At 65.1% G+C, this 19,412-nt stretch carries 20 protein-coding genes and 1 tRNA gene; 14 read left to right on the top strand and 7 right to left on the bottom strand.

The window, feature by feature from the left end:
- Positions 1-65: 65 nt before the first annotated feature.
- Positions 66-1,622 carry a trimethylamine methyltransferase family protein gene (locus BMI86_RS09625; protein WP_078541037.1) on the top strand — a complete coding sequence of 519 codons (1,557 nt, stop codon included), beginning with the start codon at positions 66-68 and terminating at the stop codon, positions 1,620-1,622.
- Positions 1,623-1,626: 4 nt separating this feature from the next.
- Here BMI86_RS09625 and BMI86_RS09620 read toward each other — a convergent pair whose 3' ends face one another.
- Together BMI86_RS09620 and guaA are read right to left on the bottom strand one after the other, a co-directional pair.
- Positions 1,627-1,902 (bottom strand): antibiotic biosynthesis monooxygenase, encoded by a 276-nt coding sequence (locus tag BMI86_RS09620; protein ID WP_078520621.1) that lies wholly within the window; start codon positions 1,900-1,902, stop codon positions 1,627-1,629.
- Positions 1,903-1,954: 52 nt separating this feature from the next.
- Positions 1,955-3,517 carry a glutamine-hydrolyzing GMP synthase gene (gene guaA / locus BMI86_RS09615; protein ID WP_078541035.1) on the bottom strand — a complete coding sequence of 521 codons (1,563 nt, stop codon included), beginning with the start codon at positions 3,515-3,517 and terminating at the stop codon, positions 1,955-1,957.
- Between the two features lie 123 nt (positions 3,518-3,640).
- Here guaA and BMI86_RS09610 point away from each other — a divergent pair, with 123 nt between their 5' ends.
- Positions 3,641-3,886: a hypothetical protein gene (locus tag BMI86_RS09610; protein WP_078541033.1), complete on the top strand. Its 246-nt coding sequence runs from the start codon at positions 3,641-3,643 to the stop codon at positions 3,884-3,886.
- A 140-nt stretch (positions 3,887-4,026) separates the two neighbouring features.
- On the opposite strand, the gene BMI86_RS09605 is transcribed toward BMI86_RS09610, so the two are convergent.
- Genes BMI86_RS09605 through BMI86_RS09590 form a run of 4 tightly spaced genes read right to left on the bottom strand, consistent with a single transcriptional unit; the run spans position 4,027 to position 8,160 of the window.
- Complete coding sequence (locus BMI86_RS09605) at positions 4,027-5,349, bottom strand: HlyC/CorC family transporter (protein WP_078541031.1); 1,323 nt, start codon at positions 5,347-5,349, stop codon at positions 4,027-4,029.
- A gap of 33 nt (positions 5,350-5,382) precedes the next feature.
- Complete coding sequence (locus BMI86_RS09600; protein WP_078541029.1) at positions 5,383-6,360, bottom strand: site-specific tyrosine recombinase XerD; 978 nt, start codon at positions 6,358-6,360, stop codon at positions 5,383-5,385.
- Positions 6,357-7,961 carry a hypothetical protein gene (locus tag BMI86_RS09595; protein WP_078541027.1) on the bottom strand — a complete coding sequence of 535 codons (1,605 nt, stop codon included), beginning with the start codon at positions 7,959-7,961 and terminating at the stop codon, positions 6,357-6,359. Before BMI86_RS09595 ends, BMI86_RS09600 begins: the two co-directional genes overlap by 4 nt.
- A complete protein-coding gene (locus tag BMI86_RS09590; RefSeq protein ID WP_078541024.1) occupies positions 7,951-8,160 on the bottom strand; it encodes a hypothetical protein in 210 nt (69 codons plus the stop codon). The genes BMI86_RS09595 and BMI86_RS09590 overlap by 11 nt, the downstream gene beginning before the upstream one ends.
- A 234-nt stretch (positions 8,161-8,394) precedes the next feature.
- On the opposite strand from BMI86_RS09590, the gene BMI86_RS09585 reads away from it, so the two are divergent.
- The 5 genes from BMI86_RS09585 (at position 8,395) to BMI86_RS09565 (ending at position 12,123) form a co-directional block, all read left to right on the top strand.
- Positions 8,395-8,967: a shikimate kinase gene (locus BMI86_RS09585; protein WP_078541022.1), complete on the top strand. Its 573-nt coding sequence runs from the start codon at positions 8,395-8,397 to the stop codon at positions 8,965-8,967.
- Positions 8,960-10,066 (top strand): 3-dehydroquinate synthase, encoded by a 1,107-nt coding sequence (aroB, locus tag BMI86_RS09580; protein WP_078541020.1) that lies wholly within the window; start codon positions 8,960-8,962, stop codon positions 10,064-10,066. The genes BMI86_RS09585 and aroB overlap by 8 nt, the downstream gene beginning before the upstream one ends.
- Positions 10,067-10,117: 51 nt before the next feature.
- Positions 10,118-10,194 (top strand) — tRNA-Arg (locus BMI86_RS09575).
- A gap of 89 nt (positions 10,195-10,283) precedes the next feature.
- A complete protein-coding gene (gene dusA / locus BMI86_RS09570; RefSeq protein WP_078541381.1) occupies positions 10,284-11,282 on the top strand; it encodes a tRNA dihydrouridine(20/20a) synthase DusA in 999 nt (332 codons plus the stop codon).
- Between the two features lie 25 nt (positions 11,283-11,307).
- On the top strand, positions 11,308-12,123 hold the full coding sequence (locus BMI86_RS09565) for a sulfite exporter TauE/SafE family protein (RefSeq protein WP_078541018.1): 816 nt from the start codon (positions 11,308-11,310) through the stop codon (positions 12,121-12,123).
- 108 nt (positions 12,124-12,231) lie between these two features.
- Here BMI86_RS09565 and mazG read toward each other — a convergent pair whose 3' ends face one another.
- Positions 12,232-13,074 (bottom strand): nucleoside triphosphate pyrophosphohydrolase, encoded by an 843-nt coding sequence (mazG, locus tag BMI86_RS09560; RefSeq protein WP_078541016.1) that lies wholly within the window; start codon positions 13,072-13,074, stop codon positions 12,232-12,234.
- Between the two features lie 63 nt (positions 13,075-13,137).
- On the opposite strand from mazG, the gene BMI86_RS09555 reads away from it, so the two are divergent.
- The 7 genes from BMI86_RS09555 to ccmB all read left to right on the top strand — a co-directional run bounded on the left by BMI86_RS09555 (position 13,138) and on the right by ccmB (position 19,410).
- Entirely contained in the window at positions 13,138-14,301 is a 1,164-nt protein-coding gene (locus tag BMI86_RS09555; protein ID WP_078541015.1) for a M20 aminoacylase family protein, read from the top strand.
- 256 nt (positions 14,302-14,557) lie between these two features.
- On the top strand, positions 14,558-14,896 hold the full coding sequence (gene yajC / locus BMI86_RS09550) for a preprotein translocase subunit YajC (RefSeq protein ID WP_078520633.1): 339 nt from the start codon (positions 14,558-14,560) through the stop codon (positions 14,894-14,896).
- Positions 14,897-14,917: 21 nt separating this feature from the next.
- Positions 14,918-16,588: a protein translocase subunit SecD gene (secD, locus tag BMI86_RS09545; RefSeq protein ID WP_078541013.1), complete on the top strand. Its 1,671-nt coding sequence runs from the start codon at positions 14,918-14,920 to the stop codon at positions 16,586-16,588.
- Positions 16,589-16,601: 13 nt separating this feature from the next.
- Positions 16,602-17,588 carry a protein translocase subunit SecF gene (gene secF, locus BMI86_RS09540; protein ID WP_078541011.1) on the top strand — a complete coding sequence of 329 codons (987 nt, stop codon included), beginning with the start codon at positions 16,602-16,604 and terminating at the stop codon, positions 17,586-17,588.
- Positions 17,572-17,961, top strand: coding sequence for an Mth938-like domain-containing protein (locus BMI86_RS09535; RefSeq protein WP_078541009.1), 390 nt, complete (start codon positions 17,572-17,574; stop codon positions 17,959-17,961). The genes secF and BMI86_RS09535 overlap by 17 nt, the downstream gene beginning before the upstream one ends.
- Entirely contained in the window at positions 17,958-18,590 is a 633-nt protein-coding gene (gene ccmA / locus BMI86_RS09530; protein ID WP_078541008.1) for a heme ABC exporter ATP-binding protein CcmA, read from the top strand. The genes BMI86_RS09535 and ccmA overlap by 4 nt, the downstream gene beginning before the upstream one ends.
- Before the next feature lie 163 nt (positions 18,591-18,753).
- The gene (ccmB, locus tag BMI86_RS09525) at positions 18,754-19,410 is read left to right on the top strand and encodes a heme exporter protein CcmB (RefSeq protein WP_078541001.1); all 657 of its coding nucleotides are present in this window, start codon (positions 18,754-18,756) and stop codon (positions 19,408-19,410) included.
- Positions 19,411-19,412: the final 2 nt, after the last annotated feature.

Genomic DNA, 19,412 nt, shown 5'->3' with positions numbered 1-19,412 from the left:
CAAACAGGCCATCGCGCATCCCTCTGCCCGTTAGTTTGAGGCGAGATAAACGGGCGGAGGCAATCATGGCCGATTCGGAACTGGGTGAACGTGTGGGGCGTCGCGCGCGCGGTGGTGGCGGGGCAGCCCGTCGTGCCGAACGCACGGCCGTGAAGGTGGAGTTCTCGCGCTTCATCACGCGCAACATCCCCGACATGGAAATCCTGAACGAGGAAGCCCTCGAGATCATCGAGCATAACGCGGAAACCGTGCTCGAAGAGATTGGCGTCAATTTCGTCGAGAACCCCGAAGCGCTGGAACGCTGGCGCGAGGCCGGTGCCTCGATCGAAGGCGAGCGCGTGCGGATCCCGCGCGGCCTTGCCCGCAAGCTTTGCGCGACCGCGCCGTCGCAATTCACCCAGCACGCCCGCAACCCCGAGCGCAATGTCGAGATCGGCGGGCGCAACCTCGTCATCGCCCCGGTCTACGGCCCTCCCTTCGTGCGCGACGCTCAGGGTGGCCGCCGCTACGCGACGATCGAGGATTTCCGTAACTTCGTGAAACTCGGCTACATGTCGAAATGGGTCCACCATTCGGGCGGCACCGTCTGCGAACCGACCGATGTGGCGGTGAACAAGCGCCATTTCGACATGCTCCACGCGCATATGACACTGTCGGACAAGCCCTATATGGGCTCGGTCACCGAGCCCTCGCGCGCCGCCGACAGCGTCGAGATGTCGAAGATCCTCTTCGGGGACGAGTTCGTCGACCGGAACACGGTGATGACCTCGCTCATCAACATCAACTCGCCGCTGACTTTCGACTCCACCATGATGGGGGCGCTCGAGGTCTATGCGAAGGCCAATCAGGCTTGCATCATCTCGCCCTTCATCGTCGGTGGCGCGATGGCGCCGGTCTCGGTCGCGGGCACGCTGACGCAGGTGCTGGCCGAAGTGCTGGCAGGCGTGGCTTATTCCCAGCTGATCCGTCCCGGTGCGCCGGTGATCTTCGGGGCGTTTGTCACCTCGATCGACATGAACTCGGGCGCGCCCACCTTCGGCACGCCCGAAGCCTCGCTGATCACGCTGGGCGCAGGTCAGCTCGCGCGGCGTCTGAACCTACCGTATCGTTCTGCGGGCGGGTTCACCGGGTCGAAGCTGCCCGATGCGCAGGCCGCTTACGAGACCGCGAACACGCTCAATAACGGGCTCTATGCGGGTGTGAACTTCATGCTGCATGGCTGCGGCTGGCTTGAGGGCGGTCTGGTGTCTTCCTACGAGAAATTCGTGATGGATGCCGACCAGCTGGGCATCCTGCACAGCCTCGCTAAGGGTATCGATATCTCGGAGAACGGTCAGGCGATGGATGCTATCCGCGAGGTGGGGCCGGGCGGTCACTACCTCGGTTGCGCCCATACGCAGGCGAACTTCAAGGATGCGTTCTGGCGCACGAAACTGCTCGATTACCGTCCCTTCGAGACCTGGGAAGAGCAGGGCGCGCCCGACACGATGGCGCTGGCGACGAAGCGGGTGGAGAAGATGCTCAGCGAGTATCAGCAGCCCGCGATGGACCCGAGCGTCGCCGAGGCGCTGGCGGCTTACGTCGCGCGCAAGAAGGCCGAAGTGCCCGACGCCTTCCTGTAACCGCTCAGTCTTCCTCGATTTGATAGTCCCGCGCGATCCCCTGGGTCGCGCGGCCCCATTCCGAGGCCTTCGTCCGCGCCTGATGCGCCTCGAACGCGGCCCGGTCGGTGAAGCGTTCCGTGACGGTGAAGACCAGCGGATCGGCTCCTTGCCTGACTTCGAACATCTCGCATCCCGGCTCGGCATGGGTCAGCGCGATATGCTCGGGCAGGTGAACGCGGACAATTCCCACCTCGGCGGCATCGGCGCAGATCAGGCGCCCGGTCAGTTTGACGGCCATCTTTGTCTCCCCAAAAGAAAAGGCCCGCGCCTTTCGGACGCGGGCCTGAAACTCATTCCCATTCGATCGTGCCGGGGGGCTTCGAGGTGATGTCGTAGGTCACCCGGTTGACGCCCTTCACCTCGTTGATGATCCGCGTCGCGGTCTCGCCGAGGAACTCGTGGCTGAACGGGTAGTAATCCGCCGTCATGCCGTCGACCGAGGTCACCGCGCGCAAGGCGCAGGCGTAATCATAGGTCCGCCCGTCGCCCATCACGCCAACTGTGCGCACCGGCAGGATCGCGACGAAGGCCTGCCAGATCTCGTCATAAAGCCCGTGCTTGCGGATCTGGTCGATATAGACCGCGTCGGCCTTGCGCAGGATCTCCAGCTTGTCGCGGGTGATCTCGCCGGGGCAGCGGATCGCGAGGCCGGGGCCGGGGAAGGGGTGGCGGCCAATGAACGACGCCGGCAGACCCAGCTCGTGACCCAGCGCGCGGACCTCGTCCTTGAACAGCTCGCGCAGCGGCTCGACGAGCTTGAGGCCCATCTTCTCGGGCAGACCGCCCACATTGTGGTGCGACTTGATCGTGACCGAGGGGCCGCCCGAAAAGCTCACCGATTCAATGACATCGGGATAGAGCGTGCCCTGCGCGAGGAAGCTCGCATCCTCGATCTCGCCCGCATATTTCTGGAACACGTCGATGAAGAGGCGCCCGATCGTCTTGCGCTTGACCTCAGGGTCGGTGACGCCTTCCAGCTCGCCGAGGAACAGCTCGCTCTCATCGGCATGGATCAGCTTGATATTGTAATGGTCACGGAACATCGTGACCACTTCTTCGGCCTCGTTCATCCGCAGCAAGCCATGGTCGACAAAGACACAGGTCAGTTGATCGCCGATCGCTTCGTGCAGCAGGATCGCGGTGACCGAGCTGTCGACGCCGCCGGACAGACCACAGATGACATGGCTGTCGCCCACCTGCTCGCGGATCTGGCGGATCGCCTCGTCGCGATAGGCATCCATCGTCCAGTCGCCGGTGAAGCCCGCGTCGCGCACGAAGTTCTCATAAAGCGTCTTGCCGTTGGGCGTGTGATGCACCTCCGGGTGGAACTGCACCGCGTAGAAGCGACGGCTCAGATCGGCGGTGATAGCATACGGCGCGCCCGGCGAGGTGCCATAGACCTCGAAGCCCGGCGCGATGCGGCTGACATGGTCGCCATGGCTCATCCAGACCTGCTCGCGGCCCGCGCCATCCATGAACCAGCCGGTCAGCAGGTCGATCCGCGTCTCGGTGGGCGTCACATAGGCGCGCCCGAATTCGGCCGAGCCGTGCTTGGCCTCTACCAGACCGCCCAGATCCTGCATCATCACCTGCTGGCCGTAGCAGATGCCGAGGATCGGCACGCCCAGCTCATAGGCCGATTTCGGCGGCCGGGGAGAGCCCTCGCGCGTGACCGAATCCGGCCCGCCCGAGAAGATGATCGCTTTCGGGGCGAACTCTTTCAGGAAGGCGTCGGTGACGTTCTGATAGGGATGGATTTCGCAATAGACGTTAAGCTCGCGAAGCCGCCGCGCAATCAGCTGCGTGACTTGAGAGCCGAAGTCGATGATGAGGAGGCGCTGATGGTCTGTCATGCCGTTGGCATTAGGGCGCGTTTTCGCGCTTGGCAAGAGGGCAGGTAAGACGAAGCTTGCCTCAAAGGCATCGTCGCGCGAAATTAACCTTAGTTAACGCAAAAATTTTCACGGAGAGCCCATTTGAAACGGATCTTTGCCGCCGCCGTGGTCGCGTCGCTTTTCTTCGCGCAATCCGCCCAATCCGACGAGCCGCCGCAACGGATCCAGGCAGATCAAGCCAAGGCGACCCTGTTCTCGCTCGCCGATCCGAAACCCGCGCTCTTCGCCGCGTGCTGCAAACACTGTTCCAAGGGCAAAGCCTGCGGCGATAGCTGCATCAGCCGCTCGAAGACCTGTCATCGCGGGCCCGGTTGCGCCTGCGACTGATACCTTCCTCTTGGCAAAAATATCCCGGGGGGTGAGGCGGGACGCGCGGCCTTCCAGTGGAAGGACGCCCCGCCGAACGCCCGAAGCGCGAGCGGAGGACCACGCAGCCGCGGGGGCAGCGCCCCCTACGACATCGCCGCTCAGCTCTCCGGATAGCCGCCCGGGATCAGCGGGCGGATCTTGAGCCGCGTGATCCGATTGTCCTTGCGGCCTGCGACCTCGAAGCGGAAGCCGTGGAAGGAAAAGACCTGCCCCTCGGTCGGGATGGTCTGCGCCTCGTGGATCACCAGACCGGCCACGGTGTTGGCTTCTTCGTCGGGCAGCGTCCAGTCGGTCTCGCGGTTCAGGTCGCGGATCGTCATCGCGCCGTCGACGATGTAATCGCCGCTCTCGGTGGGCTTCAGACGCTTCTCGGCCTTGGGGTCGAACTCGTCGGTGATCTCGCCCACGATCTCTTCGAGGATGTCTTCCAGCGTCAGCAGCCCCCGCAGATCGCCATATTCGTCCACCACCAGCGCGAAATGGGTGCGACGCTTGAGGAACTCCTGCATCTGCTCGTCGAGCGGCGTCGTCTCGGGGACGAAATAGGGCTTCATCATCACCTTGGCGATGTCGAGATCGGCCACGCTTTCCAGCGTCCCGTCGCCGCCACGCACGACCTTTTCCACTGCACGCAGCAGGTCTTTCGAGTGGATCACGCCCACCACGTTCTCGCGCTCGCCACGATAGAGCGGCAGCCGGGTATGGGGCGAGGACAGCACCGCCGTCAGGATCGTGTCGGGGTCTTCCTCGATATCGATCATCTCGATCTGGCTCCGGTGGAGCATGATCTCTTCGACCGTGCGATTGCCCAGATCGAGCGCGCCCAGCAGCCGGTCACGGTCTTCCTTGTCGACGGTGCCCTCGGATTGCCCCAGCGCCAGCGCGCCGGCGATCTCCTCGTGGATCGAGAACATATGGGTGTCCTTGTCGGTCCGCATCCCGAAGGCATAGAGGATGCCGCGCACGATCATCCGCACGATAGCGACGATCGGCGCGAGAATGAGCGTCACGACACGGATCGGCCCCGCGACCTTCGAGGCGACTTTCTCGGGCAGGGTGATCGCATAGGTCTTTGGCAACACCTCGGCGAAGATCAGCACCAGAAGCGTCATCACCAGCGTCGCCAGCGCCACGCCCGATTGCCCGAAGACCCGCGTCAGAAGCGCGGTCGCGAGCGAGGCCGAGAGGATGTTGACGACGTTATTGCCCAGAAGGATCGCGCCGATTAGGCGTTCGCTATCCTCGGTGACTTCCAGCGCGGTTTTCGCGCCGCTTTCGCCCTTATCGGCCTGCGCGCGCAGCTTCGCACGGCTGGCCGCCGTCAGCGCGGTTTCCGAGCCCGAGAAAAAGGCCGAGAGCGCCAGCAGCAGGATGATCGAACCGGCGGTGAGCCAGAAAGCAAAATCGAGAGTGTTTTCCATGGTGTCAGGTTATGGGGCGCGGGCAGGGCGCATTCAAGCGGTGCCGTCACTTTTGCCGCGCGGTTTCGCCAGCGGGTGATGCGTCAGCACCAGCTCCTTGAGCCGTTCGTCGAGGACATGGGTGTAGATTTCCGTGGTCGACAGGTCCGCGTGCCCCAGCAGCATCTGGATCGCGCGCAGGTCCGCGCCACCTTGCAGAAGATGCGTGGCGAAAGCGTGGCGCAAGACGTGGGGCGTGACCTTGGCGGGGCTGACTCCGGCTTTCACTGCGATGTCCTTCAGCAGTTTGTGAAAGCCCTGACGCGTCAGATGGCCTTCCTTGCCGCCCGAGGGAAAGAGGAAGCGCGAGGGCGGCGCGCGATGCTCGATGCGGGCCTGTTCCTCGGCCTCGTCCCGTGCGGTCAGCCAAGTGGCCAGCGCCTCGCGCGCCGGCGGCGACAGCGGCACCATCCGCTCCTTGTCGCCCTTGCCGCGCACGAGCAGCATCCGCGGATCGCCGCGTGCGGAGGACACCGGCAGCGAGACCAGTTCGGAGACCCGCATCCCCGTCGCGTAAAGCAGCTCCATCAGGCAGCGATTGCGGATCTGATCCTTCTGCGAGCGGCCCTGATCGCGCGCGGCCTCCAGCAGCGACTCGACCTCCTCGAGGCTCAGCGTCTTCGGCAGGCGTTGCGCGCGTCCGGGGCCCGCGATGCGGATCGCCGGATTGTCGGCGCGCCAGCCTTCCTCATAGGCGAAGCGGTAGAGTTGCCGGATCGCCGAGAGCCTGCGCGCGCGGGTCGATTTAGCCAAGCCCTCCGCCTCGCAGCGGATCAGATAGGTTTCTATATCGGCGCGGGTGAGCGTCGCATAGCTCAGCCCCTTCGCCTGAAGAAAGCCTGCGAGGTCATTGAGATCACGCCCGTAACTCAGGATCGTGTTGCGCGCGGCACCGGCTTCGGCGGATTGCGCGTCGAGAAAACTCGGCAGCCATTGCGGATCGGGCGGCGCGTCTGAACCGGGTCCGGTCATCCGCGATCTCCCAGCACGATCAGCTCGATCGCGGCGCGCCGCGCGACGGTTTCCAGCCCGGCCAGACGCAGAAGGCTCAGACCGTCCTGCAGGCGCGGATAGTCGCCTTTTGCGCCGTCGCCCACATCCCCGATTGCCTCGATCAGTGCGAGGCCCAGCTGATCGGGCAGCAATCCCTTGTAGCGGTCGGGCGCGGCACCCGGCGGCGCATCGAAGACCGCTTTCAGCGCCTGATCGCGCGCGCCATTTGCAGGGGTTGCGCTGGTATCGCCCGCGGCCAGCCCTTTGAGCAGCGCGGCCTGCGCAGAACTCTGCGTGCCTTTGCGGGCGTTTTCTTCGTAATTCGGGGTCAGCAGGCTCAGCTCGTAGGCGAGGCGGCCCGCACGGCCCGACAGGTCCATGCCCGCGAGCTGGTCGCCAAACAGTGCGCCAAGAACCGGCGCGAGATCTTCCGAGGCCATCACGTCATAAGCGTCGGGCAGGGCGGTCGCGACCTTGTCGGCATCGCTCGCCTCAAGCGCCTCATCGAGCGCGCTCACGGCTGACACGCGATCCCAGAGCGCGCCGGACGCCGCCGCTTTGCGCTCGGTATAAAGTCCCAGCAGCCGGTTCGGATCGAGGACACCCGCGCGGGCCAGCCGCTCTGCGGCCTCCAATTGCGATTTCCAGCCGTTATTCTCGGTCAGATCGGCCTGCGCGAAGGCCAAAGGCAGCGTCGCCGTGGGCAGCGGCTGACCGATCGCCTCCATCATCTTGAACGCGAGCGGCGTGACGTGATCGGGGGGCGGCGCATCCCCGGCCTCTTCGGCCAGGGCCGGGTCGAGGAACTGCTCCAGCAGAGAGCGATCCTCCTGCGGGATCTGCCCCAGCGCGGCACCCGTGCCATAGGTCAACTCGGCCGTGTCCCACTGCCCGTTGCGCGCAAGGCAGAACACCCGCGCGGCATACGACGGCGCGATACCGGGCGTGCGCTCGATGATCTTGCAGGCGCGGTTCTCCTGCCCCAGCAGCAGCGCCACGTCGAAGCTGCGGCGGAAGATCTCGGGGCTCGCCGTGCCCGCCTGTCCGAGCAGAGCATTGGCCTGTTCCAGCGCGCCCATGTCCAGAAGCCGGTCGATCCGGGCAAGGAACAGCTGGTTGCGCTGCGACGGCGTCTCGATCTGCGGCGGGTTCAGCTCGGCCAGCAGCAATGTCAGGCTCAGCTCCCGCAGCGCAGGCAACTGATCGAGCGGCATCGCCCGCAGCGCCTGCGCCAGTTCCGGTTCGGGGGTCTTACCCCAAAGATCGCGCGGCAACCCGGTGCGATCCGGCGTCAGCAGCCCCAACGTATCGGCGGAGGGCGCGTCGAGCGAGAGCACCGCGATATCTTCGATCCCGCCCGCCCCGCTGACCGGCGCGGTCGAAGACGCCGGGCCGTCCCGAGGGGCCGTCTTCAGGGAATGCGACAGCCAGTCGATCGCCGACATCGGGCTACTGGCGGTAGAGGTTGCGTCCACCGCGGCATTCGATTGCGCGGCGGCGGGTCCCGCCACCAGTCCGCCAAGCGCGAAACCGCTCAGCCAGATCAGGCCAAGAGTCGCCGCGCGGCGATCAGTTGCCACTCGCAGTCTCGCTGTCCGTGCCCGTCTCGGTATCTGCATCGGAATTACTCGTGCCCGCCATGCCCGAGCCATCGGGCAGCGTGACTTCGATCCGCTGTTCCTGACTGTCGGGGCTCATGTCGCCCAAGTAAGCAAAGCCGATCACGCCGATCGCGCCAAGCACCAGAAGGATGACGATAAGCTTGAAGATGCGCCCCATAATCTCTCTTTTCTGCCGTCTGTCGCGGCCCGTCCCATAACGTGTCTCTCGGCGGGCGGGCCGTTCTTGGTTGCGGTTTCGCGTTGATCATATATGGCATTTCAGGGAAGTTCACGCCATTCAAGGGGTCCTGCGTCACGATTGTGCAAGGCTCCGCCGATGGCAAGCCTTGTCCTTCCCGCCGGGATTGACAGGGCAGGAATACCGCAGGCGACGCGAGGCAGGGGGCGCTAGGTGGAAGGCGAAACCGGGATCGAGGGGCATCTGACGCGCTCTATCGTGCTCGTCGGCATGATGGGCTCGGGCAAGACGGCGGTCGGCACTGCCCTGTCCAAGATGCTCGATTCGGCATTCCTCGACAGCGACCATGAAATCGAACGCGCCGCCCAGATGACCGTGGCCGAGATTTTCGCCCGCGACGGCGAGCCGTTCTTCCGCGCCCGCGAATCGGAAGTGCTTGAGCGGCTCTTGATGGGCCCGCCCGGCGTGATCTCCACCGGGGGCGGGGCCTTCCTGTCGGAGAAGAACCGCGAGTTGATCAACCGGCTCGGCGTCTCGGTTTGGCTGAAGGCGGATCTGGAGATCCTGTGGAACCGGGTGCGCCACAAGAACACGCGCCCCCTGCTGCGCACGGCCGACCCGAAACAGACGCTGAGCGATCTGCTGGCCGCGCGCCTTCCGCATTATCAAAAGGCCCAGATCGTGGTCGAGGCCGAACCGGGCCTCTCGGTGCAGGGCATGGCGCGCAAGGTGGTGGCGCATCTGCGCGAAGTGGATGGATTGATCGAAGAGGTGAAAGATGCGTGAGATCGTGCCGGTCGAGCTGGGCGAGCGTTCCTACGAGGTGCGCATTGGCACCGGGCTCTTGGAAAACGCAGGCACCGAGATCGCGCCCTTGCTGCGCCGTCCGCGCGTGGCGGTCGTCGCCGATCAGACGGTGGCCGATCTGCATCTCGCGACCCTGCGCCGCGGCCTTGGCGATATCGAGATGGTCTCGATGACCCTGCCGCCGGGCGAGGGCACGAAAAGCTGGCCGCAGTTCACCCGCACTGTCGAGTGGCTGCTCGAGCAGAAGGTCGAGCGCAAGGATATCGTCATCGCTTTGGGCGGCGGCGTGATCGGCGATCTGGTCGGCTTTGCCGCCGCCGTTTTGCGCCGGGGTGTGCGTTTCGTGCAGATCCCGACCTCGCTTCTGGCGCAGGTCGACAGCTCCGTGGGCGGCAAGACCGGGATTAACGCGCCGCAGGGCAAGAACCTGATCGGCGCCTTCCATCAGCCCGCGCTTGTGCTGGCCGATCTCGACGTGCTGGGTACGCTCGAGCCGCGCGACTTCCTCGCGGGCTATGGCGAAGTGGTGAAATACGGGCTTCTGGGCGACGCGGCGTTCTTCGACTGGCTCGAGGCGAACGCGCCTGCGATGGCGGCGGGCGATATGGAAAAGCGCCTGCATGCGGTGAAACGCTCGGTCGAGATGAAAGCCGAGATCGTGGCCCGCGACGAGACGGAGGAGGGCGACCGTGCGCTCCTCAATCTCGGCCACACCTTCTGCCACGCGCTGGAGGCCGCAACGGGCTATTCCGACCGGCTCCTGCATGGCGAGGGCGTGGCGATCGGCTGTGCCATGGCGTTCGAGCTTAGCCAGCGCCTCGGCCTGTGTTCGCAAGAAGCCCCGAGCCGCGTGCGCGCGCATCTGCGCGACATGGGAATGAAAACCGATCTGGCCGATATCGAGGGCGATCTGCCGGGCCGCGACGCGCTGATCGACCTGATGGCGCAGGACAAGAAAGTGCTCGACGGCAAGCTGCGCTTCATCCTCGCGCGCGGCATCGGCGAGGCTTTCGTGACCTCGGATGTGCCGCGCGACGTGCTGGCGGGCGTGCTCGACGACGCGCTCGCCGCGCGGTAAGCCGATTTCCCAGTTGCGAGCCGCGCGCTCCTTCTTTATACGCCGCTTCAGGCACCCATAGCTCAGCTGGATAGAGCGCTGCCCTCCGAAGGCAGAGGCCGAAGGTTCGAATCCTTCTGGGTGCGCCATTCCCCCCCCAATCTCCGGAATATCAGCGCCTTGGGGGCGGCACAGACGCTATCGAGACGGCCCCGAGACAGACCCGATGAGAGATGCGATGACGACAGATGACGCCCTGATCCGCGCAGCGAAGCTCTCGGTTGCGCCGATGATGGACTGGACCGACCGTCATTGCCGCTATTTCCATCGCCAGATCAGCCGCAATGCGCTGCTCTATACCGAGATGGTGACCGCGCCTGCAGTGATTCACGGCGACCGCGATCGGCTGCTGGGGTTCGACGCCGCCGAGCATCCGGTGGCGCTGCAGCTGGGCGGCTCGGACGCGAAAGAACTGGCCGAGGCGGCGAAGGTCGGCGCGGATTTCGGTTATGACGAGATCAACCTCAACTGCGGCTGCCCGTCGGATCGCGTGCAATCCGGGGCTTTCGGTGCGGTTTTGATGAAGTCGCCCGATCTGGTGGCCGAGTGCTGTGCCGCGATGATCGCTGCGCAACCGATTGAAGTAACGGTGAAATGTCGCATCGGCGTGGACGATCAGGACCCGCAGGAAGTGCTGCCCGAGTTCATCGAGAAAGTGGCCGCCGCCGGCGTGACCCGCATCACGATCCACGCCCGCAAGGCTTGGCTGCAAGGCCTCTCGCCCAAGGACAACCGCGAAATCCCGCCGCTCGATTACCCGCTCGTCCACGCGATGAAGGCGGCCTATCCGCAGCTGCACCTGTCGATCAATGGCGGCATCAAAGACCTCGCCGCGGCCGAGGCGGAGCTTGCCCAAGGGCTCGACGGCGTCATGGTGGGTCGCGCAGCCTATCACCAGCCGATGGAGGTGCTCGGCGCCGCCGATCAGCGCATCTGGGGGCAGGGCGCGGCGCGCGATCCCTTCGACGTGGCGCAGGCGATGATCCCCTATATCGCGCGCCATATCGAACGCGGCGGCCGGCTGCACCAGATCACCCGCCACATGCTCGGCCTGTTCCATGGCAAGCCCGGCGCGCGCCGCTTCCGGCAGATCCTGTCGGAAGGCGCGACCCGCGACGGCGCCGGGGTTGAACTTTTCGAGAGTGCGTTGTCAGCCGTGCGTGAACGGGTTAACTGAGCGGAACCCAAGGAGATTTCCCGACATGCCCGATTTCGCCACGCTCGCGCCGCTCGTCTTGATCCTGATGGCAGTGGGGGCGTTCGCAGGCGTTCTGGCGGGGCTTCTGGGGGTCGGCGGCGGGATCGTCCTCGTGCCCGCCTTCTTTTATCTTTTCAGCGGCTTGGGCTACGGATCAAACGATCTGATGCAGATCTGCGTTGCGACCTCGCTGGCCACGATCATCGTCACCTCGATCCGCTCGGTCATGGCCCATAACCGCAAGGGCGCGGTGGACTGGGACATCCTCAAACAATGGATCGCGCCCATCGCCATCGGCGCGATCATCGGGGTGCTGGTCGTCCATCAACTGCGCTCTTCGACCATGCAGATCATCTTCGCGGTGATGGTGCTCCTGATCGCCTGCTACATGATGTTCGGCAAATCGAGCTGGCGGATTTCGGATGGGCTGCCGGGCGGGATCTTCCGCGCCTGGTTCGGCCCGCTGATGGGGTTCCTCTCCGTGCTTCTGGGGATCGGCGGCGGCTCGATCGGCACGCCGATGCAGACGCTCCACGGTATCCCGATCCACCGCGCGGTCGCGACCTCGGCAGGCTTCGGCGTGACAATCGCGCTGCCCTCCGCGATCGGCTTCCTGCTGACGCCGGTGGCCGACGCGCCACCTTACTCGATCGGTGCGGTCAACATTCCCGCCTTTCTGATCGTCATTGCGATGACGACGATCACCGCCCCCCTGGGCGCGGCATTGGCCCACAAGCTCGACCCCAAGAAGCTCAAGCGCGTCTTCGCGGGCTTCCTGATGCTCGTCGCACTCAACATGCTGCGCAAAGCGTTTCTCTGAACTTCCTCTTGGCGAAAATATCCCGGGGGGCGCGCTAGCGCGGGGGCAGCGCCCCCTCAACGTACGAGTTTTGCGCGCAGCCGCGCACGGGGGGCAGCGCCCCCCGCCTCACTTGATCCCGCGCGCCTTCGCCTGATCCCAAAGCGCATCCATCTCGGCCAGATCGCTGTCCTTGGGTGCCTTGCCGCGCGCTTCAAGTTCGCGCTCGATATGATTGAACCGATTGGTGAATTTCAGATTGGCCGCGCGCAGGGACGCTTCCGGGTCCAGCCCCAGATGCCGCCCCAGATTGACCATCACAAACAGCAGATCGCCATATTCCTCCGCCAGTTCTTCCGGCCCCAATTCGTCGCGCGCCTCTTCCAGCTCGCGCGCTTCCTCGACGATCTTGTCGAGCACCTCATCGGTCGAGGGCCAGTCGAACCCCACCCGCGCCGCGCGGTTCTGCAGCTTGATCGCACGGGTCAGCGCGGGCAGGCCCAGAGCCACCCCATCGAGCACACCGACACGCTCGGATTTACCGGCAGCCTTGCGCTCGGCCGCTTTGATCGCTTCCCAATCGGCGGTCTGCTGTGCGGCGGATTTCTCGCGGCTCTCGTCGCCGAAGACATGCGGATGACGCGCGACCATCTTTGCGTTGATCGCACGCAGCACGTCGGAGATATCGAAGCGCCCGTCCTCGGAGGCCATCTGCGCGTGATAGACGACCTGCAGCGCCAGATCGCCCAGCTCGCCCGGCAATTCCGACCAGGCCTGCCGCGCGATCGCATCGGCCACCTCATGCGCTTCCTCGATCGTGTAGGGCGCGATGGAGGCGAAATCCTGCTCCAGATCCCACGGGCAACCGCTCTCCGGATCACGCAGGCATTCCATGATCGCGGTCAGCCGAGTGAACTGATGGGCCGCATCGCCCGTATCGTCGAAGATGAGTGCGTCGTCGGGTTTGGCCATTGCAGCTTGCCTCCTGCCATGCGAATGCCTCTGGCCTAACCAGCCCGCAAGGGGAAGTCCACTATGCCCGTTCTCAACCGTATCGCCGATCTCGGCCCGCAAATGACCGAATGGCGGCACTGGCTGCATCGCCATCCCGAGCTGCGTTTCGATCTGCACCAGACCTCGGAGTTTGTCGCAGAAAGGCTGCGCGAAATCGGGGTGGATGAGATCCATGAAGGGATCGCCCAAACCGGGATCGTGGCGCTGATCAAAGGGCAGGGCGAAGGCCCCACCGTCGGCCTGCGCGCCGATATGGACGCGCTGCCGATCACGGAGGAAACCCATGCGGAATACGCCTCCGAGACGTCCGGGAAGATGCATGCCTGCGGCCATGACGGGCATACGGCGATGCTTCTGGGGGCTGCGGCCTATCTGGCCGAGACCCGGAAATTCGCAGGCACCGTGGCGCTGATCTTCCAGCCCGCCGAGGAAGACGGCGGCGGGGCAGAGGTGATGGTCGATGCGGGCGTGATGGAACGCTTCGGCATCTCGCGTGTCTTCGCGATCCACAACGCGCCGGGGCTGCCATTCGGGCATTTCTACACCACGCCTGGCCCCTATCTCGCTTCGGTCGACGAGGCGCGGGTGACGGTGACGGGGCGCGGCGGCCATGCGGCGACCCCGCAGGGCTGCATCGATCCGATCCCGGCGCTCTCGGCGATTGTGACCTCGCTGCAAACGGTCGTGTCGCGCAATGTCGGCGCGGGCGATGCGCTCGTCGTCTCGGTCACGCAGATCCATGCGGGTACCGCGCTCAACATCATTCCCGAAAGCGGCTTCCTCACCGCGACGATTCGCTGCTTCGAGCCGGACATCCGTGATCTGGCGGAAAAACGGCTACGCGAGATTTGCGAAGGCATCGCGGCGGCGCATGGCGTCAGCGTCGAGATCGAATACGAACGTGGTTACCCGCCCACCGTGAACGACCCCGACGAGACAGGCTTCGCCGCCGAAGTCGCAAGCGAAATCGCAGGCCCCGAGCGCGTCGTGACCGACGCTCCGCGCGAAATGGGTGCAGAGGATTTCGCCTATATGCTGGCGGCCCGGCCCGGCGCCTATCTCTTCATGGGCACCGGGGAGGGCGCGGGGCTCCACCATCCGCGCTTCGATTTCAACGACGAGGCTGCGCCCGTGGGGGCCTCCTACCTCGCCCGTCTGGCCGAGCGCGCCTTGCCCCTGGGCTGAGCCGCTTCCCTTCCTCTTGGGGAAAATATCCCGGGGACGCTCCGCAGGAGCGGGGGCAGAGCCCCTTTTCCCTTGCCGATCGCAGCCCTCCGGCGATAGTGCGCGCGCGCTCCGTTTCCCGTCGCTGCGTCACCGCGACGTGAGGACGCGTTCACAGGGGCCGCTTCGCCTTGCCAAGCCTCAGGGCCACGGCTAGGGTGCGCGCCGACAACCGGGGCTTGCTGCCCCCAAGGCCCATGACAAAGGACCATAGATCATGTTCGTGACCCCCGCTTTCGCGCAGGCCGCCGGTGGCGCCAGTAACCCCGCCGCCGCGTTCGGCCAGTTCCTTCCCCTGATCCTGATCTTCGTGATCATGTATTTCCTGCTGATCCGTCCGCAGCAGAAAAAAGCCAAGGAGCACAAGGCGATGCTCGAGGCGCTGCGCCGCGGTGATCAGGTCGTGACCCAGGGCGGTATTCTCGGCAAAGTTACCCATATCAAGGAAGACGGCGAGGTCGAGGTCGAGATCGCACAGGGCGTCAAAGTCCGCGTGGTGAAATCGACCATTGTGCAGGTTGTGTCGCGCACCGAACCCGCCAAGACCTCTGAATAAGCCATAAAAGGCCCGTCCCCCATGTTGCACATCTCGCTGTGGAAGCGCGTGCTGATCCTGATCATCGTCGTGATCGGGGTCGTCTTTGCCGCGCCGAACATCTTTTACAACCGGGTGGAGGGGCATAACGATGCCGTTGCCGCCGCCGCGAAGGGCGAGTCTCTGACGCCCGAGCAGCAGGCCGCGCAGGCTGGCTGGCCCGATTGGCTGCCCTCCGACATCGTCAATCTCGGCCTCGATCTGCGCGGTGGCGCGCAGCTTCTGGCCGAGGTCAATGTCGATGAGGTCTACAAGGCGCGCGTCGATGCGCTCTGGCCCGAGTTCCGCAAGGCGCTCGCCGCCGAACGCGGTACGCTCGGCTCGATCCGTCGCCTGAACGCCGACCCGGGCGTCCTGCGTATCCAGATCGGCAATACCGACCAGATCGCGGAAGCCCAGAAGATCGCCGAGACGCTGAACAACCCGGTCTCGTCGCTGACCGGCGTGGGGCAGAAGACCCTCGCGATCACCACCGAGGGCAACCAGCTGATCATCCAGCTCTCGGATGCCGAGAAGGCCGCGACCGACGACCGCACTATGCAGCAATCGCTGGAGATCGTGCGCCGCCGGATTGACGCCGCGGGCACCCGTGAACCCACGATCGTGCGCGAAGGCTCCGACCGCATCCTGATCCAGGTTCCCGGCGCAAGCTCCGCACAGGAGATCAAGCAGCTGATCGGCACCACCGCGAAGCTGACCTTCAACTCGGTGATCGGCACCAGCTCGAACCCGAACGAGGCGGTGGGCTCCGATCAGGAAATCCTCCCTTCTGCCGATCAGAAGGGGCTCTATTACATCCTCGACAGCCTTCCGGTCGTGACCGGCGAAGACCTGACGGATGCGCGCCCCGATACCGACCAGAACGGCTATCCGGCAGTGGCCTTCCGCTTCAACGCGAGCGCGGCCCGCACCTTCGGCGACTACACGCAGAACAATATCGGCAAGCCCTTCGCCATCGTGCTCGACAACAAGGTGATCTCGGCTCCCACGATCCAATCGCATATCGCGGGCGGTTCGGGCATCATCACCGGCCGGTTCACGGTGAAAGAGGCGACCGATCTGGCGCTGCTGCTGCGCGCCGGTGCGCTGCCCGCCTCGATGACCTTCCTCGAAGAACGGACCATCGGCCCGGAGCTGGGCGCGGATTCGATCGCGGCCGGCAAGATGGCCGCAGCCGTCGGCGCAGTGCTCGTGGTGGTCTTCATGATCGCGTCCTACGGCACCTTCGGCGTCTTCGCCTCGCTGGCACTGGGGATCAACATCGCGCTGATCTTCGCGATCCTCTCGGTGATCGGCGGCACGCTGACGCTGCCCGGTATCGCAGGGATCGTCCTGACGATGGGCACGGCGGTGGACGCCAACGTGCTCGTATTCGAGCGTATCCGCGAGGAGCTGCGCAATCAGCAGAAGGCGAAAGCCGCCCGCGCGATCGAGCTTGGCTACGAGCGCGCGATGTCCGCCATCGTGGACGCGAACGTGACCACCTTCCTCACGGCGGTGATCCTCTTCGTGCTGGGCGCAGGCCCGGTGCGCGGGTTCGCCGTCACCTTCCTGATCGGGATCATCACCTCGGTCTTCACCGCGATCTGGGTGACGCGGCTGTTCGTGAGCATCTGGTTCGCGCGCCGTCGTCCCCGCGAACTGGTACTGTAAGGGAGATCGAGACATGGCATTCCGTCTGAAACTGGTCCCCGAAAAGACCAACTTCGACTTCTTCAAACACCAGGTCGCGACCTTCGGCTTCTCCGTCTTCATGGTGCTGGCCTCGATCGTGCTGGTGCTTGTAATGGGGCTGAACCTCGGCATCGACTTCCGGGGCGGCACCACGATCCGCACCGAGGCCGATCAGACCGAGCCGGTCGATATCGGGGCCTACCGCTCGGCCATCGCGCCGCTCGATCTGGGCGACGTGCTGATCACGCAGGTCTATGACCCGAACTTCCGCGCCGATCAGAAGGTCGTCACGATCCGCATTCAGGCGCAGGACGGTCAGGAGGCGATCAGCCCCGACACCCAGGCCAAGGTGCTGGAATCGCTCAAATCAGTGAACAAGGACATCAAGATCGTGGCGACCGAGTCGATCGGGCCCAAGGTCTCGGGCGAGCTGATCTGGACCGCGATCTGGTCCGTTCTGGCCGCCGTGGCCGCGATCCTGGTCTATATCTGGCTGCGTTTTGAGTGGCAGTTCTCGGTCGGCGCGGTCGCCGCGCTGATCCATGACGTGACCGTCACGGTCGGCATCTTCGCGCTGTTCCAGATCAAGTTCGACCTGTCGATCATCGCGGCGCTGCTGACGATCCTCGGTTATTCGATCAACGATACCGTCGTCGTCTTCGACCGTCTTCGCGAGAACCTCGTGAAATACAAGAAGATGCCGCTGCGCGAGGTGATGAACCTCTCGGTCAACGAGACGCTGTCGCGTACCGTGATGACCTCGGGCACGACGCTGCTCGCTCTGATTTCGCTGCTCGTGCTGGGCGGTGACGTGATCCGCAACTTCGTCTTCGCGATGACCTGGGGCGTGATCGTGGGTACCTATTCCTCGGTCTATGTCGCAAAGAACATCGTCCTGTTCATCGGGCTCGACCGCAACAAGGAGAAGAAGGACCCCTCGGAGAAGTTCTTCGACAAAACGGATGTCGCTACTGACTGAAGCCAATTTCGGGGCCTCGCTGCCGATCGACGGCTACGGGCCGGGTTTCTTCCGCGTGGCTGGTGAAGTCACGCGAGGCTCGATCTGGGTCGCGGGCGAGGAGATGGGCAGCTGGGGCGGTCTGGACGACCGCGCGCCGCTGCGCGCACTCGCAGACAAGCTCGACGTGCTGTTCATCGGCACCGGCGAAGAGATCGCCCATCTGCCGAAGGACCTCGTGGCCGAGCTGGAGGCCGAGGGGCTGATGTGCGAGGGCATGGCGACACCGTCCGCGGCCCGCACATATAACGTGCTGCTGTCGGAGGGCCGTCGGGTCGGCTGCGCGCTGATCGCTATACCGGAAAACCCCGCCACGCCCGAGACGCCTGAATGAGCATGCTGTCGGTCGAAGGGCTCGCGGTGTCGCGCGGTGGTCTCCCGGTTCTGGAAGACCTGAGCTTTTCGCTCGACGCAGGCCATGCGCTCGTGCTGCGCGGCCCCAACGGGGTCGGCAAGACGACGCTTCTGCGCACCTTGGCCGGGCTGCAACCGGCGCTGGCCGGGACGGTCTCGATGCCGCCCGAGAGCATGGCCTATGCCGCCCATTCCGACGGGCTGAAATCGACGCTGACGGTGCGCGAGAACCTCGGCTTCTGGGCCTCGGTCTACGCGACGAACGATATCGAACCGGCGCTGGAACGCATGAACCTGCAAAGCCTCGAGACGCGGCCCGCCCATAGCCTGTCTGCCGGGCAGAAGCGCCGCCTTGGTCTTGCGCGGCTTCTGGTGACCGGTCGCCCGATCTGGGTGCTGGACGAGCCGACCGTCTCGCTCGATACCGCCTCTGTCGCGCTCTTCGCCGAGGCCGTGCGCGGCCATCTGGCGAGCGGCGGGGCGGCGCTGATCGCGACCCATATCGATCTCGGGCTGAACGAGGCCTCCGTGCTCGACCTGACGCCCTTCAAGGCCAAGACGCCGGAAGAGGGCGGGATGCAGGGTGCTTTCGACGAGGCTTTCCTATGATCGCGCGGCGCGCTATCGGCGCGGTCGGGAGCCTCCGGCGGGGATATTTGGACCAAGCCGAAAGGAGCTGCGCGCTGTTTCGGATTGGCGGAAATATCCCGGGGGATGAGCGGCGCAGCCGCGAAGGGGGCAGCGCCCCCTTGGCTGGCGAAGGAGGTCGGGCATGATCGCGCTTCTCATGCGAGACCTGCGCCTCGCGGTGCGTGCGGGCGGCGGCTTCGGCCTCGGGCTGGCTTTCTTCCTGATCGTGGTGACGCTGGTCCCGTTCGGCGTCGGCCCCGAGGGGAAAATCCTCGCGCGGATCGCTCCGGGTATTCTGTGGGTCGGCGCGCTTCTGGCCTGCCTGCTCTCGCTCGACCGGATCTTCGCGCTCGATTACGAGGATGGTTCGCTCGATCTGCTGGTCACCGCGCCCGTGCCGCTTGAAGGGGTCGTCTCGATCAAGGCGCTCGCGCATTGGATCACGACCGGATTGCCGCTCGTGGTCGCTGCGCCCGTGTTCGGGATCTTGCTGCATCTGCCGCAGGGCGCGCATGTCTGGATGGTGATCTCGCTTCTTCTGGGCACGCCGGCGCTGTCGGTTCTGGGAACGTTCGGGGCCGCGCTGACGGTCGGGCTGAAGCGCGGCGGTCTTTTGTTGTCGCTGCTGGTCTTGCCATTCTATGTGCCGACCCTCATCTTCGGTGCGGAGCTCGTGCGCCGTGGCGCCGAGGGGATGGACACTGAGACACCGCTTCTGATGCTGGCCGGGATCACGGCGGCGACGGTCGCGCTGGTGCCCTTCGCCTCGGCCGCCGCGATCCGCGTCAATCTGCGCTAGCG

This window comes from Thioclava sp. DLFJ5-1 (assembly GCF_002020115.1).
GTDB classification, from domain to species: Bacteria; Pseudomonadota; Alphaproteobacteria; order Rhodobacterales; family Rhodobacteraceae; genus Thioclava; species Thioclava sediminum.
This window is presented reverse-complemented; position numbering and strand designations above follow the sequence as displayed.

Coding starts and splice junctions, on each gene's coding strand:
- secD (WP_078541013.1), top strand. CDS start 14,918: ATGTTGCACATCTCGCTGTGGAAGCGCGTGCTGATCCTGATCATCGTC.
- BMI86_RS09625 (WP_078541037.1), top strand. CDS start 66: ATGGCCGATTCGGAACTGGGTGAACGTGTGGGGCGTCGCGCGCGCGGT.
- BMI86_RS09535 (WP_078541009.1), top strand. CDS start 17,572: ATGTCGCTACTGACTGAAGCCAATTTCGGGGCCTCGCTGCCGATCGAC.
- ccmA (WP_078541008.1), top strand. CDS start 17,958: ATGAGCATGCTGTCGGTCGAAGGGCTCGCGGTGTCGCGCGGTGGTCTC.
- BMI86_RS09620 (WP_078520621.1), bottom strand. CDS start 1,902: ATGGCCGTCAAACTGACCGGGCGCCTGATCTGCGCCGATGCCGCCGAG.
- BMI86_RS09590 (WP_078541024.1), bottom strand. CDS start 8,160: ATGGGGCGCATCTTCAAGCTTATCGTCATCCTTCTGGTGCTTGGCGCG.
- secF (WP_078541011.1), top strand. CDS start 16,602: ATGGCATTCCGTCTGAAACTGGTCCCCGAAAAGACCAACTTCGACTTC.
- BMI86_RS09605 (WP_078541031.1), bottom strand. CDS start 5,349: ATGGAAAACACTCTCGATTTTGCTTTCTGGCTCACCGCCGGTTCGATC.
- dusA (WP_078541381.1), top strand. CDS start 10,284: ATGACGACAGATGACGCCCTGATCCGCGCAGCGAAGCTCTCGGTTGCG.
- aroB (WP_078541020.1), top strand. CDS start 8,960: ATGCGTGAGATCGTGCCGGTCGAGCTGGGCGAGCGTTCCTACGAGGTG.
- BMI86_RS09600 (WP_078541029.1), bottom strand. CDS start 6,360: ATGACCGGACCCGGTTCAGACGCGCCGCCCGATCCGCAATGGCTGCCG.
- mazG (WP_078541016.1), bottom strand. CDS start 13,074: ATGGCCAAACCCGACGACGCACTCATCTTCGACGATACGGGCGATGCG.
- BMI86_RS09555 (WP_078541015.1), top strand. CDS start 13,138: ATGCCCGTTCTCAACCGTATCGCCGATCTCGGCCCGCAAATGACCGAA.
- yajC (WP_078520633.1), top strand. CDS start 14,558: ATGTTCGTGACCCCCGCTTTCGCGCAGGCCGCCGGTGGCGCCAGTAAC.
- guaA (WP_078541035.1), bottom strand. CDS start 3,517: ATGACAGACCATCAGCGCCTCCTCATCATCGACTTCGGCTCTCAAGTC.
- ccmB (WP_078541001.1), top strand. CDS start 18,754: ATGATCGCGCTTCTCATGCGAGACCTGCGCCTCGCGGTGCGTGCGGGC.
- BMI86_RS09565 (WP_078541018.1), top strand. CDS start 11,308: ATGCCCGATTTCGCCACGCTCGCGCCGCTCGTCTTGATCCTGATGGCA.